The 15,628-nt window shown below is 55.0% G+C and carries 14 protein-coding genes; 3 read left to right on the forward strand and 11 right to left on the reverse strand.

Features of this window, described 5'->3' with window-relative positions:
- Positions 1–420: 420 nt before the first annotated feature.
- Positions 421–633 (forward strand): hypothetical protein, encoded by a 213-nt coding sequence (locus tag ACFOOP_RS00005; protein WP_379878448.1) that lies wholly within the window; start codon positions 421–423, stop codon positions 631–633.
- Between the two features lie 152 nt (positions 634–785).
- Here ACFOOP_RS00005 and ACFOOP_RS00010 read toward each other — a convergent pair whose 3' ends face one another.
- The 11 genes from ACFOOP_RS00010 to ACFOOP_RS00060 all read right to left on the reverse strand — a co-directional run bounded on the left by ACFOOP_RS00010 (position 786) and on the right by ACFOOP_RS00060 (position 11,689).
- Complete coding sequence (locus ACFOOP_RS00010; protein ID WP_379878450.1) at positions 786–1,466, reverse strand: sugar transferase; 681 nt, start codon at positions 1,464–1,466, stop codon at positions 786–788.
- Between the two features lie 525 nt (positions 1,467–1,991).
- On the reverse strand, positions 1,992–2,870 hold the full coding sequence (locus ACFOOP_RS00015) for a sulfotransferase family 2 domain-containing protein (RefSeq protein ID WP_379878452.1): 879 nt from the start codon (positions 2,868–2,870) through the stop codon (positions 1,992–1,994).
- Positions 2,871–2,901: 31 nt separating this feature from the next.
- Positions 2,902–3,771, reverse strand: coding sequence for a sulfotransferase (locus ACFOOP_RS00020; RefSeq protein WP_379878454.1), 870 nt, complete (start codon positions 3,769–3,771; stop codon positions 2,902–2,904).
- 156 nt (positions 3,772–3,927) lie between these two features.
- On the reverse strand, positions 3,928–5,721 hold the full coding sequence (locus ACFOOP_RS00025) for an ABC transporter ATP-binding protein (protein WP_379878456.1): 1,794 nt from the start codon (positions 5,719–5,721) through the stop codon (positions 3,928–3,930).
- Complete coding sequence (locus ACFOOP_RS00030) at positions 5,718–6,632, reverse strand: phosphoenolpyruvate carboxykinase (ATP) (RefSeq protein ID WP_379878458.1); 915 nt, start codon at positions 6,630–6,632, stop codon at positions 5,718–5,720. Before ACFOOP_RS00030 ends, ACFOOP_RS00025 begins: the two co-directional genes overlap by 4 nt.
- The gene (locus ACFOOP_RS00035; protein ID WP_379878460.1) at positions 6,629–8,533 is read right to left on the reverse strand and encodes an asparagine synthase-related protein; all 1,905 of its coding nucleotides are present in this window, start codon (positions 8,531–8,533) and stop codon (positions 6,629–6,631) included. The genes ACFOOP_RS00030 and ACFOOP_RS00035 overlap by 4 nt, the downstream gene beginning before the upstream one ends.
- Positions 8,534–8,962: a lasso peptide biosynthesis B2 protein gene (locus ACFOOP_RS00040; protein WP_379878461.1), complete on the reverse strand. Its 429-nt coding sequence runs from the start codon at positions 8,960–8,962 to the stop codon at positions 8,534–8,536. It lies immediately after the preceding gene.
- The gene (locus tag ACFOOP_RS00045) at positions 8,946–9,227 is read right to left on the reverse strand and encodes a lasso peptide biosynthesis PqqD family chaperone (RefSeq protein WP_379878463.1); all 282 of its coding nucleotides are present in this window, start codon (positions 9,225–9,227) and stop codon (positions 8,946–8,948) included. Before ACFOOP_RS00045 ends, ACFOOP_RS00040 begins: the two co-directional genes overlap by 17 nt.
- Positions 9,228–9,289: 62 nt before the next feature.
- Positions 9,290–9,433, reverse strand: a complete 144-nt coding sequence (locus tag ACFOOP_RS00050) for a lasso RiPP family leader peptide-containing protein (protein ID WP_379878465.1) — start codon at positions 9,431–9,433, stop codon at positions 9,290–9,292.
- Positions 9,434–9,554: 121 nt separating this feature from the next.
- The gene (locus tag ACFOOP_RS00055; protein ID WP_379878467.1) at positions 9,555–10,667 is read right to left on the reverse strand and encodes a nucleotidyltransferase domain-containing protein; all 1,113 of its coding nucleotides are present in this window, start codon (positions 10,665–10,667) and stop codon (positions 9,555–9,557) included.
- Positions 10,658–11,689 (reverse strand): endonuclease/exonuclease/phosphatase family protein, encoded by a 1,032-nt coding sequence (locus ACFOOP_RS00060; RefSeq protein WP_379878469.1) that lies wholly within the window; start codon positions 11,687–11,689, stop codon positions 10,658–10,660. The genes ACFOOP_RS00055 and ACFOOP_RS00060 overlap by 10 nt, the downstream gene beginning before the upstream one ends.
- A gap of 281 nt (positions 11,690–11,970) precedes the next feature.
- On the opposite strand from ACFOOP_RS00060, the gene ACFOOP_RS00065 reads away from it, so the two are divergent.
- Positions 11,971–13,278, forward strand: a complete 1,308-nt coding sequence (locus ACFOOP_RS00065; RefSeq protein ID WP_379878471.1) for an outer membrane beta-barrel protein — start codon at positions 11,971–11,973, stop codon at positions 13,276–13,278.
- 56 nt (positions 13,279–13,334) lie between these two features.
- Positions 13,335–15,605, forward strand: a complete 2,271-nt coding sequence (locus tag ACFOOP_RS00070; RefSeq protein ID WP_379878473.1) for a GumC family protein — start codon at positions 13,335–13,337, stop codon at positions 15,603–15,605.
- Positions 15,606–15,628 lie beyond the last annotated feature (23 nt).

Consider the following 15,628-nt stretch of genomic DNA (forward strand, 5'->3'; position numbering starts at 1 on the left):
GGCGGACTTCAACTTCACGCAGCTTCGCAATGATCTCTTCCGGTTTGGCTCTTTTCGCCATGTCTCAGCTCCTCTTTCAAAGCCGAGACTAACAGATTCATCGGACCACTATTTCGGTGGCAGACCATTATCGTTCCGGGCGGAGATGAAAGATAGCGGCCAATAGGGGCGCACCCGCTCGCCGTCCAGCATTTGAGCAGAGCCATCTCTTTTTCACGCCTGCGGTGACCTGACTGCGGCGTCCAAATGCCGTCTTCGCACCTCGCAAATTTCGGCATATCGGGCCCCCCGCCCTCGCTGCGCTGCAACATATATGTCAATTTTGTTTAAAAATTATAGGAACGCCTCTTCTCTTCCGTTACACTCTTATTAAAAAGCTGTGCGCTAAACAGAATAAAAGCGCGAGCGGGACGTGAGGAAATGAACGTAAAAGCACTCTATCAGGCGCCGCTGGCCCTTTTCTCAGGGTTGCTGAAACGCGAGTCCACACACGCAAAACAAAGCGAAGCCTATAGCGACGCCAGCGCAGAGGACAAAAAGATCCCGGCGCGCGACCGTGTGTTCGTCATGATTATTCTGGGTCTGTTGTCCTGGGCTTTTGTCGCCGCGATCATCGTGACGTTCTTAAACTAAAGCGATCCCTGCGCCGCCGCCGAACCACGCCGCTTCCCGCAATCAATGCGCCGGTTCAGTCACGCCAACAACAAGCACAGAAACGGAAGATGGCGCGCCTTGAAGCGCGCCATAGCTCTTTTCAGCAACGATAAAATCTGTTGGCCTTGAGCCTAATAACTTCCGCGGAAGGCGATCACCGCGGGCACCGTCTGCAGCACAATCTTCATATCAAGAAGCAAAGTGCGGTTTCTCGCATAGCTGACATCCAGTTGGACGCGCGCATCATAGCTGATGTCGTTACGCCCGCTGACCTGCCACAAGCCGGTCAGGCCCGGCCGCACGGAACAATAATCGTCGAAGAACTTTCCGTATTTCTTGATCTCGTCAATGACGATCGGGCGCGGACCGACAACGCTCATCTGCCCGATCAGAATATTGAACAGCTGGGGCAGCTCATCGAGGCTGAATTTGCGCAGCCACTTGCCAATCGGCGTGATGCGCGGGTCGTTCTTCAATTTGTGGTCAGTTTCCCACTCGGCGCGGGCGGCGGCCGATGACTTCAACACGCGCTGAAGTTCTTCGTCAGCGTTCACCACCATGGTGCGGAATTTCAGGCAGGGAAACAGCTTGCCGTTCTGCCCCACACGCGAATGCGCAAAAATGACCGGGCCCGGGCTGCTCATGGCGACAGCAATGGCGATAAAAACCATTAGCGGAGCAAAAAACACTATGGCGGCGACAGCAAAAACTATGTCGAAGACGCGCGTCAAGGGGCCGATGCTGCGCGTCTTTATTTGCGTGGCTGACGCCGTGGCGCCCGGCGCGTGCGCTTTATCAAGCGGGTGTGTCATACGTCCCCGCATTGCAAGCCCGAAGTTAGGAATACGCTCCATATGAACAACCCCCAGCAAGGAATACGAACAAATGCCGTTGACCTTGAGTAAAGCTTATCAAGTTTTGTGTGCAGTGCAACGTATTTTTGCCGCGTCGCAACAAAACTTTTGGTAAGGCTGGAACCGGACAATCCGCCGGCGCCGCTAGTTGAAAAGGAAAGTGACCGCTGTCGGCGCGCGCTGTTCCGATACTCCGGAACAGCCATCAAAGGCGCTTGCGGCTCATCCGTCACGCTACACTCTCGGTCATTTCAACCGCCGCGATTTACGCCGGACGTTTTGCAAGAAAATCATTTTCAACTCTGCGCCGATGGATCACTCATTTACATCTCAAGAGATGTTTCATGCGTTGAAAATGATCATCGCTCATCGGCGAGAGTTTTGCACGACTGCGCGCCATTAAATCGCTGAAAGCTATAGTTGTGAAAAAATTGAGATTTTAAGTTGCGTCAAATTATCGGCATGAATTGCGCTGACGCCGCGCTACGCTGCATAAAGCGCCTTGATATGGTCGGCGGAATAATAATCGCCGAGGAACTGATAGTCGGCGTCATAAAACGCCAATAGTTTTGCAAAAGACTCCGGCGACAGGTCTTGCAACGTCACTTTCGGCCCGCCTGCCTGTTTCCGAGGCAACTCAAGAGGCCGGCCAACCGTGTCGGACAGGAACGCAACCAACTCACCGAGCTGTTCAATCGGATAGATTTTGTCGAAAAACGAAAAATCGCCCGTCAAATACAAAGACTGAAGCCCGAAATGGTGGTTCGTTACACGCGAGCGGCGCATGTAAAACTCCAGGTCATCGACGAACTGATTGATCTCCGGCGCCTCACTCAGCCCCTTTTCAGCATAGAGCGAGGCGACATCCTGATGATAGAGGATGCGATTGCGGTAAGCGGAGATAAAACGCTGTATGGGATCGCGGATAACAACGACTTTGCAACGATCGGCATAGTTCGGATTGTGGGCAAGCATGGTGCCCCCCCGAAAGAACTTGTGAATGGTGCCAAGAGGGTGCTGAGAATCAAAAGGCGCGCCGTAGATGAGCTCGTAAAAAAGCCATTTCAGGGATGTGCAGGCGTTTTTTGGAATCGGGAAATAGGCGATTTTATATTTCGGCAAATCAATAGAGTGATAGCCAAATTCGCCCGCCCGTTGGAACGCGTAGGTCGGCAATATCCGCGGCTTTTTCCTTTTCGCAACATGAATAATACGCTGATATTCAGCGCGCGCCTTTTCGGCTTCCCCCTGTTCATAATAGGCGTCAGCCTTGCCGATGATATTTTGCTGGCGCACCGCCGTAATTTTCGCGGCCACCCGCTCCACCGCGGAATTTAACCCGAGCGCGTTGCGTTTAAACATTTCCAAGCCCCCCGCTTGTGACAAAAATCCTTCATAAAATCTGATAGTGAAGCGCGTCGAGTGTGTCGCGATCCTTGCTGAGGCCAGACGTCAGGCCAGCGCGTTGCTCGTCAGACAAGCGTGAAATCTGCCGGTCATTCATATTGATGATTTTCTGGTCCGGGTAATCCTTGACCTTGACCTTGGCCTCCAGAGAGATATCGCTCAGCATTTCGATCTCGCTGGATAATGATTTCGCGGCGCCAGGCACATCGGCCGTGAAGTCTTCATATCTCAAATTCAATCGCGCATGCGGGCGCGCCGCCAGAATGTAACGCGCCATGCGCAACCAGATCTCCGCCAGATGCTCGAAGCGTTGAAATTCCGGCATGCCCTCGTCACAAGGCAGGCTCCAGTTCGAAATCATCTCATCCGTATCATAGCGCTTGTGCCAGCTCGCACAGACCGCATAGGGATCGCGCGTGAAGGTGATCAAATCGGTTTTCATCCCGTCGAATGATGACAAGAGCTTGTCATAGCGAACCATATTCGGCGGCGATTTCTCAACGACAAGGCACGGACCGGATGTCTTTTTCCTGACCTGATCCAGCCACACGGCGCGCACTTTGCGATAGGAAAGGGAATAGTTCTCGTCCCACCTGTCGCGCGCACGGGTCATGGACGGGATCAACCATTGCCCTTCCGCATTTGGCGTTAGCGAAACCGTGCTTGGCGATGTAAGGAGCAATTTCGCCAGAGCCGTTGACCCGCCATTGGGAAAGGTCAAAATAAAAAGCCAGTTTACATGCTGGCGCGACGCCTCGGACGCGCCGTCAAAGAAAGAGCGGCATGAGAGGTAATCGCAATAAACCTCCCGCTTATAGTCTTTCAATGTTTCGCGCCAAGACGCCGGATTGCTCATAACAAGTCCCTCTTAGCCTGAGGCCTGCATTGCGGCGCACGATGCGGGCTGCTCCCGCAGCATAAGACGCAATTATGCTGCTTAGCAAACAAAAATGCTGCACTGCGCAATATTTTTTCGAGGTTCAGCGCTGCTGATCTTTTCTCAGCCTAAAGATTATCTGCGCTGATCTTGCGTCATTTCCCAGACATAGCCGCCCTTCTCGCCCAGCACTGTGTCAGCGGCTCCAGACTCAATGACCCGCCCCCGCTTCAGGACAATAATCTGATCGGCAGCGTCCAGAATCGATGGCCGGTGCGCAATGACAAGGATCGTCATTTTCCCGCGGAGTTCTTTAAGCCCTTCAATAATCGCGTACTCATGCTCCCAGTCGAGCGCACTTGTTGCTTCATCGAGCACTAATAATGCTGGCGCGCGCAAGATCGCTCTCGCCAGTGCAAGACGCTGGCGTTCGCCGCCTGACATAAAGGCGCCCCGGTCACCTATGACCGTTTCGAGACCATCTTTCATGTCGGCGACAAATTTGTCCGCTTTCGCGAGTCGCAAGGCGTTCTGAATATCCGCGTCACTCGCCTCAGGCGCGCCCATGAGCAAATTCGCCCGCACCGTATCGTGCATAAGCGATGTTTCCTGCGGCACATATCCGACCATGGCGCGCCAGCCCCGCCGGTTGCCGTCGTCAAGGCGGGCTTCGTCAATATAGATGGCGCCTTCCGACGGCGAGGTCAGGCCCATCAGAAGATCTGCGAAGGTGCTTTTCCCGCTTGCGGTCGGCCCGACAATCGCCGTGATCGCGCCCACCGGCAGGTTCAGGCTGACGCCGGATAATACAGCGGGCCCGGCTTCATAATTGAAGCCGACATTTTCAAAGCGGATACCCCGCATCAGGGTCAGCGGCGCCTGCCCTTGCGCATCTCTGGGTTCTTCATGCGCCAGACACCGCGCCTTCAAGGCAAGCACCACCTCAAGCGCATTCATATTGGCGTTCAGGGTCTGGATCGTCTGCTGGATCGATAAAATTCTCGGGGAGAGCCGAAGATAGACGACAATCATGGCGATGGTCGCCGCAGGGGATAAGTCAAAGCGGTCAAGCGCGAGATAAACAAATACAGCCAGCGCGGCGCCGGACCCGATCTGCACCCACATTTGCGCCAGGCTCGCAGCCTTAGTGAAACTGAGCGTAGCGTCCCGGATGGCGCGCAGAGACGTCTTCAGTTTTTCAAAGAAATCCTGTTCCGTCGAAAAAGCCTTCGACGCCTTCATACTGTCGATGAAATCACCAATGATGTGATATTGGCGCTGACGCAATTGACTGAATTGCGTCCCATAAAGGCGCGCACGGCGCCGCAAGGGCGCCAGCAATAACAACAATGCGCCGCCCAGCAACGCCGCAATCAAGGTCATTTTCCAGGAAAAGAACAGCGACACAATCACATAGACCAGCGCCATCACACAGGCCCGAATGAGCGTCATCAATGAAATCAGCGCGGTCTGAATTCGATCCACATCCGCCGTCAGGGAATGATTGATATCCGCGCCCCTTAAAGAAGCGAGGAAAGACCAGCTTGCATTGACGACGCTCTCAAAAAGCGACTGGCGCGTCATCAGACAGTAATCCTGAATCAGTTTTGCGTTTGTCAGTTCCGCCATACGCACTAGAAAAGCGCGCGCGGCGATCAACAACACCAAGCCGAAAAGCAACAGCGGCAGACTATGAAACAGCGGTTGCACAGCCGCCGACGCGTCGGCGCCGAGACCGGGCGCTTCAAAATCGCCAATAGCGCCGCCATAAACGCCGATAATCGGAACCAGCAATACAATCGACAACCCTTCGGTCAGCCCCGCCAGCAACAAGAGCGCCACCGTCTTTACAAAGCTGGCGCCTGTCGCCTGCGCGACGGTGCGGATGAGAGAGAAGACTGTCAGTGGTGTTGCAGGTTGCGCCGTCATAGGCCTGCGCTCTTGGAAACAAGCTCAACCGCTTCTGGCATGCGATCCAGCGTTGAGGGGACGGTTAGGACGTTGACGGGCGTCGTCTTTACGAGCGCCGCACTTTGCTCGAACCATGCCTGCGCCCTTCCGTCCGCGGCCGGAGCGGCGCCATATTTGCGCATATAGATGTGTTGGAAAACCGCGTTCAACTCTTCGCGCTCCGACTTTTCTTGCAGGCTCGCCGTCTCTCCCCGCTTGAGCAGGCAAAGACGGCTGAGCGGCATCGCTTCCGATGTCGGCTTTTGCGCTAACCTGATGCGCATTTTTTTATAGGGCAGGCCCCCTGTTTCCAGAATGTCTCCTTCAAGCCCGCCCACTCGGTCGAACGCTTGCTTCATGATCTTTGTCGCGGCGTAACCCGGATGCGCCACCGGAGCGGAATCAGACGGAAAACCGATGGAGATGAGATCGTCGTTAAACAGAGGGAAGCCCTGCCGGATCAAAAACGCCGCCATGGTTGACTTCCCCGCGCCGCGGTCGCCGACAAAGCCCCATAGTTCATGACCAACCACAATCGCGCTGCCATGGATGACAAGCCTGCCGCGATAATGCATCAGCGTCGCCAACACCGGACCAAGCAGCGGCAGGCCCAGACAGTCCTCGCTGATGCCGGGACGGAGGCCGACGCGAATTTCCGTCGCGTTATGAATCTCCAGCCGCGCCACATTCGCAAAGTCGAAAATTTGCAGATCAGGCAGAAACGCCGGCTGACCGCCCTCTGGAGGCTGTTCGTTCAACAAGACATCTGGTCGGTTGCTGACAATGATATCGGCATCACCTTGCGGCGCAGGATCAAGCTCCGGCAGGAAAAACTCAGATTCGATTAGAAAACCATAACAGCTGTAAAAATAGCGACACTGAGATGTCATGCGCTCTGCCTGCTTTCCAGCCATGCCGATAACATTGTCACTCGCCATAAAGCGTACAGATTTTGAATGCTCACAGCAGATTGCTCATCCTTAAAATTCGCAAGAACAGTCCGGAAATACTCCACATTGACATAAGGGTCGACAAGACCGGCTTTTTCGTACAGCACAGCCGACATGCGCTGAAGGCCGTCGGCCGCCCGCAAACTACTCAAAAAGCGCCCGGCGAAATTATACTTGTCACGGCGTTCAGCGACTTCTTTCGGCAAATCGTCAGCCAGCCCCCGGCGCAGAATAGAGCGCCCGAACCCGTCCCGCCATTTTTCCCTGCTTGGCAACCCAACACAGAATTCAACAAGATCTTGGTCCCAAAACGGATAGCGGACTTCAAGATGGCTGTGCGCTGATTGATGATCGAGCATTTCAAGCGAGAGCGCCTGGCGCGCATCCAGAAGCTCCCGCAGATGCTCCTGTTGTCCATAGCTCAACCTTTCACGTATCAGCGCAGGCTCGTAACGCTCAGGCGCCTCAAGGCAACGCGCAGGCCCGCGCAAAAAAGGCGCCCATGACAAAACACCGCCATCACAGCGTGTCCCGCCGAGAGCCATTTTTTTTATAGATCTTAACGGCCCCGTTAGCGGAGAATGTTTCAGCATCAGCGTTCGGAAAATTTCGGTGCGGTTCGTTCGTTTGGCGCCGAGACTGTCGGGATCTATTTCCTTCCACAGTGCTAAGACGTTTCCCTGTTGCGCCAACTCCACGAGATAATTTGCGCCGCGCGACACAACTTCATCGCCGCCTGACCCGTCGAGGAGAATACGCACCCTCCCGTCTTGATCAGTCTCATCGATCAGTAACGACGCTGTCGCACAATTCAGTGAAAAGGGTGGGCGGCCAAAAGCGGTGAGGGCTTTATCCACCTCGCCGAACGCGGCGACATGACTGGCGTCGATGCGCAATGGCGAGACATGGCCCGCCTTGCGGTTAACCGCATCGATGTAAAAGCTTTCATCTTCCCCTTCGCCGTATCCATAAACGAGTGACGCCGTCAGGAGTGGATTCTTTTGCTCTTTTGCGGCGGTTTTTGCGGCAAGGCATACGATTGAGGACGAATCGAGACCGCCGCTGAGCATACACCCGACCTCGCCACTGCCATGCGAACGGCGATCGACAGCCTGGTTCAGCAAGAACCGAAACTGCGCAGCGGCATCCCCCTCCCTGGCGTAAATATCTGGCGCGCGCGCCGTATGTTCGCCCAAATCATAATATTGAAATAAAGATGTTGCGGCAGCGTTGATCTTCATGCCATGGGCCGGCGGCAGGCGCGATATTTTCCGGAAAACTGTCTCGCTATGATCTTGCGAAACAGCGCCCGCGACATAGTCAACAATGACATCTTCACAAAGGGCCTCGCCCATCGCCGGCCAGGCGGCGATCAGGGCTGGCGTTTCTGACGCAAAGGCGAAGGCGTGCGCCGGGTTGCAAAAATAAAGAGGGCAAACGCCGAAACGGTCGCGCGCCAGAAACAATTCACGCCCATTCGGATCCCATATGGCAAGTGCAAAGTCGCCTGTGACACCTGCGAGGAACGCAGATCCGCACGTTTTGAACGCGTCCAGAAAGGCGCGCAGGACAAAGTCGCCACCGCCTTGCGGTGGCGCGCCGGAGAGCGCATCAATACGGCCGTCAAGAACGGCGATATAGCCGTCTTCGTCCTGATAAAGTCCGTTGCAGCCGGTATCCTTCAGGACATGGCCGATGAACCCATCCGCAAAGGTAGAGATTTTGATATCATCCCGGCCGCGATGGCGGAGCGACACCGCCATCCGCCGCGCCTCTTCCTCAAGCGCTTCTACCGGCGCAGCCTCAGCGGATTTATAAAAGACACCGAAAACCCCGCTCATCTAGGATGGTCCGACGGGAAGGATCGCGTAATCCGCAAGGTCATACCCCTCTTCACCAGTGACAACGCTGTCTCCGCTGGTGAGCCAGGCATGCGCCTCCATTTGCGCGCCGGGATTTTTCGCCACACCGACATGGAGCGTCGATGAATGTCCTTTCATTGCAAGAAGTGTGCGTGCAGTAAGCGCGCGGACAAGACAAGTGCATCGCGGAACCGCTTTGCCTGAGTAGAAAACAGTAAAGCGCACCCGGCGTAAAAAAGCTTCCGGCGCCGCAGGTCCGTTCGGCTTTGCAGGAAGCAGTGGCTCAAGAAATTTATAGGAGGTCAGTGTAAGGCCTGTGCGAATAAAAACATTCAGCAACCAGGCCAATGCGACAAGCCGCATGTCGCGTAGACGTAATTGGAAAAAAGTCCTAGCGAACGCCCTCATCGCAGATCACCAATCCCGCTTTTTCAAGCTTTTCAATCAGAGAATGAAAATCTTGCGTCGCGCGCTCTTCAGCGACGTCGTATCTTGCGACCAGATCAGCGATAATTGCGCCCTCTTGCCTGTCCTGGAGCAGGTTTTTCCAGATATCCGCACCGACAGGGTTGAGCGAGTAATAAACATTGGTGCGCGTATTCAGTAATACGGCTCCATCGGATACTGTAGTATAAACTACACCTTCCGCATCGACTTTGACAGATTGAGTCATGGGATTACGCAACTTCGACAATCCGACGGAACACTACCCGCCAGATTGCCGCAAGGACATCCTCAAGAAAATGTCAGGTCGTTGAAGCTGGTGCCGGCGACAAAGTCTTTGTCAAGATCGTCACCCGTGCTGTTGCCCAGCGTGACCTCTTCAAAAGAGCCGACCAATTCCAACTCCGGAGCTTCGTAGTTAAGCTTGTCAGTCATAGCCAATATCCCCCGCATTTGTTGCAGATGCGAAATCCTTGCATTCTTCCTTACGTATCGTCAACGTTTTTATGACCGCAGGTGCACAAAATTTAACCAGGAAATTAGAAAAAATCGCCCTCTAGCCGATTCTCGCGTCAAAATGGAGTTTCTCATAAATGTCATCCCTCATTTCTGCTAACAAGTATTGGCGTTTACTTGTCAGGAAGTAATGCCCCAAGTTCTTGAAAGTAGAGCCCAGCCATAGATCTTCGATCTCCCGCGCCTCGCCTCTGGTCATGGTGACCCTGGCGCACAGTGCGAGCAGCCTCGCGCCGAAACGCTTCGCCGCATCGGCGCCCGCCGCCGGCAACGGCTGACCGTAAAGATCACGAAGCAAGATCATCGTCTGGCCGATAGCGTTGCCATAGCCCGCAGCCACAGCGTTCCTACAGTAAGCATCAATATCTGTATACGGATCTTTTTGTATCAGCCAATAGACGTCTGCAAGCCATTTGAGCCGCGACCAGGCGTGCTGGCCGCCATGCAGGCATAGGTAAAGAAAATTCTCACTATCCGTCAGGGTGTTGCATTCGACCTGATCGAACAGAACAATTTTCTGCGACGCAGCGCCTGCTTTGGGACAAAGATGCGGATTGTCAAACAAGCGCCAATGCACCTCGACAATGGCGCCCGTCCCGGGGTTCATAAAGACAAAGTCTTTTTTAATGTCACGCCACTTTTTCACCAACGCCTCTGATGCGTTCGCGGCGGGTTCGACGCGCAAAAAACCGATGCCGCCCAGCAATCTTTGCGTTTCATCGACTTCAGTCTCCGAGACAAGGAGGTCAATATCGCGGTTGTGGCGCAGCCCCAACTGGTCAAAAGCTGAGTGCGACATGGATAACCCTTTCAGGAGAAGAGGCTCCATTCCCCGGTCCTGAAAAGCACGCAAAACAGTCTTTAACTCTGCAAGCGCCCTCACCTCCAAGAGCAACGCTTTTTGCCGCCAGTCCTGCAACGCGCGGCGAATGCTTTCCGGCGGCGCCGCGCCCGCGTCGTGCTGATCCGCGACCGCTAGCAAATTGGCGGCAACGAGACCGGTCACACGGTGGCGCTGCGCCAGCGACAAAAACAAGGTCCAGTTCAACTCGTCACCGGTGCCGTCAATCTTGAAAAAACGAACGATTTCAGCAGGTGACTTCGTTGCCGCGACAAGCAGGCGGAACTCCTTGCTATGCCGCCTCAGAGACATTCCGCGTCACTGTCGCTCGTCGCGCCTGCAGTTGTTTTCAGGGCCAAACTCACAATAACCGGACGATGATCGGAACCGTTTGCGGGACCGAGGCGGATATCTCTCACCTGGAAGCGGTCCCCGACATAGACATGATCGATTGGCAAAAGCGGCGGCAAATAAGGGTCATCCGCCGGCCAGGTCATCAGGCCATGGGTTATTCTTTTCACGCCAAGCGCATGGTCGAGGTCCCGCAGGGCGAATGACCACGGGGTTGCATTGAAATCGCCGGCGACAATGATCGAGTCAGGAGGAAACTGCTCCATCTCTTTTGCGAGCCGCACCATATCGCGCTCTTGCTTGCGCGCGCCGCCGGGACGCGAAAGATGCACCGAAACAATTCGCGTAAGGGCGCCGGAAAAACAGCTTTCCGCATAGGCGGCGGAGAGCGTTTTGCGGTTTTGCGGATCCCCTTTCGCCAATCCTTTGGAAAAACGTGGCGGCTCGCGCAGCAAAATCAGGGTTGAGCAATGCGCTTTGGAGCTAAGGCAGTCTATCTGATACGGATATTGCGTAATCAGGGCATCGAGGATTTCACGGGATCGATCGCCCGCCTCCTGCAGCAGGACAATATCCGCCTTTTGAGCGGCGATCCATTCAGCCGCGACCGGCCCGGCGGAGTTACGCATGTTCAAATTGTAAGATACAATTTTAAGCGCCTCAGGCGCGGCGGGCGCCCTTTGCGGCCGAACAAAACCGGCGATTTCCGGACCAATGAAAACCCAACTGAGATATAGCGTCGCCGCGAAAAGCAGGGCCGGCGCCGCCAAAACGGTCTTGTGTCCGGCGGACCAGACAAACCATGCTGACGTCAGCGCGATAAACGCCAATAAAATCAGCCAGTACGGCATTGCATGATTATAAATATCGAGCGCCGGACGCTGTTCAGCCAACTGACTCAAGCCAATGACCAGCAATCCAGCCAGACATGCAAGCAGCGCGAAGACGCTCACCACGAGCCGCCATGGTCGCCGAACCCGCACTTTGTCACTCCGTTGCTGGCTAAAAATCCAAGGCGGCGCTAGGCCCAAGCGAATGTTGCGAACGCGAAATTCGCTTGTATTGCATTGCAACATAGATATAATAGGCCAAGGTGAATTTCAACAAATTTGTGGTTGCGTAGCCCACCTCAAATTGTTGACTGGGGGTGGCTTTCGTGGCGAGGATAAACCCAAGCCCTATGTATCAACCTCCTGTTTTCAGGCGGTTTCTCCGTTTATCCGAAAATGCGCGAAGCGCGCGTCACGTTCGCTCGCATCCTGATATGAACACCCTCGAAGGTGGGGTGTTGCAACGCACCAAATCTGGCAGGGAAGCAAAGGCTTTAGCGCTCGTCGTCAGTGGCGGCGTGTTCAGCGGAGTCTATATGGACGCCGCCGCGCAGGAGATCTTCGACGCCGCGCCGCCGAATGTCGCGGGCAGCCGCGCCCTGCCCGGTTATCAACCCCTTGGTTTAAGACTGGGCGGCGTTGAAGTGTTCCCCGCGTTAGAGGTCGGGATTGAACACGACTCAAACGTTTACGCCCGCTCCGGAAACCGAAACGAGGTTGCTTCTGACAGCGCGGCGATTATCGAACCGCGGTTGCGCGCTCGCAAGCAATGGGGCTCCCTTCGCGCTGAAGTCTCAGGGCGCAGCCTGCTTAAACAGTATTTTGAAGAAACCAGCGAAAATCGAAGCGACTATAGCGTCAACGCAACGCTAGCCGGTCCGATCAAGGACAATACCGGTTTTGCGTTGAATACATCCTTCAACTCCAGAGACGCCTTTCGCGGCACGGCTGAAAATGATCTTGGCGACGGCGCCCCGATCGGGATCAAGACTTACTCCGCCTCTTTGTTATTCGCGCACGCCTTTGGCCGCGCCAAAGTAGCCCCCCAATTATTCGTAACGTCCACGGACTATACATCGCGAGACGGCGCCGTCGCCGATCAGGACTTCAGAGACCGCACCTTTTTGGGAGGACGTTTGCGTGCGTCTTATGATGTCAGCGAGTCCGCCGCCTTCTTCGCAACCGGCACATTGGCCCAATATCAATATAAAGACGACCGGGACTGCTGTGACCGCGATTCTGACTACACTGCGCTCAGGGGTGGATTCAGCTATAATGTAACGGAACTGATCACGAGCTCAGTGTCTGTCGGCTATCGCAACAACGATTTCAAAAGCGACAATTTTTCGGATTTTGGCGGGCTCAGCGTTCGGGCCGAAATCGATTGGTATCCGACAACGCTGATCAGCGTATCCCTGCAGGCCGACCAGAACATCACAACGAGCAACTTTGAACAAATTTCAGCGGTGTCGCAAACCCGTGCAGCGGTGTCAGTAAATTATGAATTACTGCGCAATTTAAATTTGCGAACCTCTTTCAGCATGACCCACGATAATTTTGAAAACATCGACGGTTCGGTCAATCGTTATCTCGGGGATTTCTCGGCCACCTACAAGGTAAACAGAAATATCGGCGTTGAGGTGAAGGCCGCCTATAGCGGACGATCCGCCAATGCTGACTTTCCGCTATTTAATGACTCTGACTCCACTCGCCTCACCGCCAAACTTGTATTTGCGATATAGGGTGTCTCTATGGTTCGACCGGTTGGCATAATTTCTGATCCAGTGAAGGTGATATTGTGAGTCTGCCGGAAATATTTACGGGGAACAGCGACGCGCAACCGCCTGCGGAGCGGCTTGCGCCTCAGCAATACTCCTCCCGATATGACCGCATGGACGACGACCGGCTCGATTTCCAGCTGATCCTCAGCTTCTTTTTCCGGCGGGTCAGGCTTTTCACTTACATCACCATCATGGTGTTCCTCGCGGCGGCGGCGCTGACGCTGCGCCAGCCGAAAACCTACTACGCCCAGGCTGAAGTCGCCCTCAACACGCGCGCCATTAATCCGGCGCCGGAAGTTTTTTCGGTCCTCAGCCGGCTGCCGCGAGGCGACTCCGAAGTGAATACGGAATTACGCATCCTGCGCTCGCGCGACCTTGCAGCAGTCGTCGTCGATAGACTCGATCTTATCCACGATCCGGATTTCAACCCCCGTCTGCGCAAGGAGCCAAAGGGACTGGCCCGGTTAATCGACTATTTTGAAGGCGAAGCGCCGCCCGTTGTAGAGCTTTCAGAAGAGGACATTGAAGCGGCGAGACCTCTTGTTATCGATATCGCCAGAAGCGGTCTCATGCCCGTGCGTATTGGCGACAGCTATTCCCTGCGCATTGGCTATGAACACAGCAATCCGCAAAAAGCCGCCGCGATGGCCAACGCCTTTGCCGAAGCCTATGTCACCGATCAGCTGACTCAGAAAAGAACGAACGGCCAGCGAACGGCGGACTTTCTCAGGGCGCGCATTGACGAGCTAAGCCTGCAGGCCAAGGAAGATTATCAGCGGGTTCAGCAGTTCCGCATTGAAAACGACATGCTGAGTTCTACCGGGGTCACCCTGACGGAGCAGGATATTTCCGCTCTCAATCAACAACTGGCGCTGGCGAACGCCAAATCCGCCGAAGACGAAGCGCGCCTCACCACAGCCAGAGCTGCGCTCGCCGAAGGGTCGCTCGGAGATAATCTGAGCGAATCCCTCTCTTCAAGCGTCGTTTCGTCTCTTCGCTCCCAACGCGCTGCGCTGAGCGTAAAGGTCGCAGAATTTCGCGGCCGCTACGGTCCAGAACACCCGGAGCTTCAAAAAGAGGAACGCAAACTCGCGGACCTTGATCTGGCGATCCAAGCGGAAATTGACCGCATCATATCTGGACTTGCGGCGCAGGCCCGCGTTTCGCGTCAGCGCGTCGCCTCTATGACCGAGAGTCTCGAGGACGCAAAATCCAATCTCGTACGCAATAACCGCGCAGAGGCGGAGCTCAACGATTTACAACGCCGGGCCGAGACATCCAGAGCGCTCTATGAAAGCTATCTGGAAAACTTCAAGGAAACCGTTGCGCGCGAAGGCATTGAGGAATCGGACTCACGCATTCTCTCCGAAGCCAGAACGCCCGGCTCCCCCAGCAAGCCCAATATCATGTTCAATCTTGGCTTTGGCGCGATCTTTGGCGTGATCCTCGGCGCAGCGATATGCCTCATCACAGAGATGAATTTTTCAGGACTGACGACCAACAAAGAAGTTGAGCGTGAGCTGAACGTAAGAAGCCTCGGCATCATGCCGCTCAACAAATCCTTTAAGCAGCGCAAGGAGACAGCGCTGAAGACTGTCGTTCATTGCGATGGCTCCCCATTGCGCGAAGCAATATTCAGCATTCTCACATCCGTTGAGTTTATGGCGTCGCCAAAAAAGTCGCAGGTCATTTACGTCAGCTCAGCCCTTCCCGGTGAAGGCAAGTCGACTTTCTCCGCTTGCCTCGCCGCCGTCGCCGCACAAAACAAACGCGCGGTGGTTGTCGATTGCGATCGGATGCGCACCGGCTTGTCCAAGATTTTTGACACCGGAAATTCTCCCGGCCTGAAAGCCGTACTTGAAGGCAAGGCCACACTCGATCAGGCGCTTGTCTATGACGAGGAATCCGGCTGTGCGGTTCTACCCATCACCCAGCGCTTCCCGAGGAAATCCCGGCTTCATCATGAAGGCGCTTTTGGCGCGCTTATCGCTTCCCTGCGCGAACGGTTTGACTTTGTCATCCTTGACGCCGCGCCTATCCTGCCCGTCTCAGAAGCGCGCGAGCTTGCCGCCTATGCCGACTTTGTGGTGCTGGCGGTCCACTGGCGTAAAACCTCGCGCGACGCCATCCGCGAAACAATTCGGCTTTTGCCTGCGCGCGTGCGGGACACGATGGGCGTCGTCCTGACCCAGGTGAATGCGAAACGGCAGTCTCGTTTCGCTATTGGCGATCCCTATTACTACTACCATCGGTACAAAGACTATTACAAAGTGCGGAGCAGTGCATAGAACCATAGCGCGCCAATCGCCCC

The sequence above is a fragment of the Hyphococcus aureus genome (assembly GCF_042643165.1).
In the GTDB taxonomy this organism is placed as follows: Bacteria; Pseudomonadota; Alphaproteobacteria; order Caulobacterales; family Parvularculaceae; genus Hyphococcus; species Hyphococcus aureus.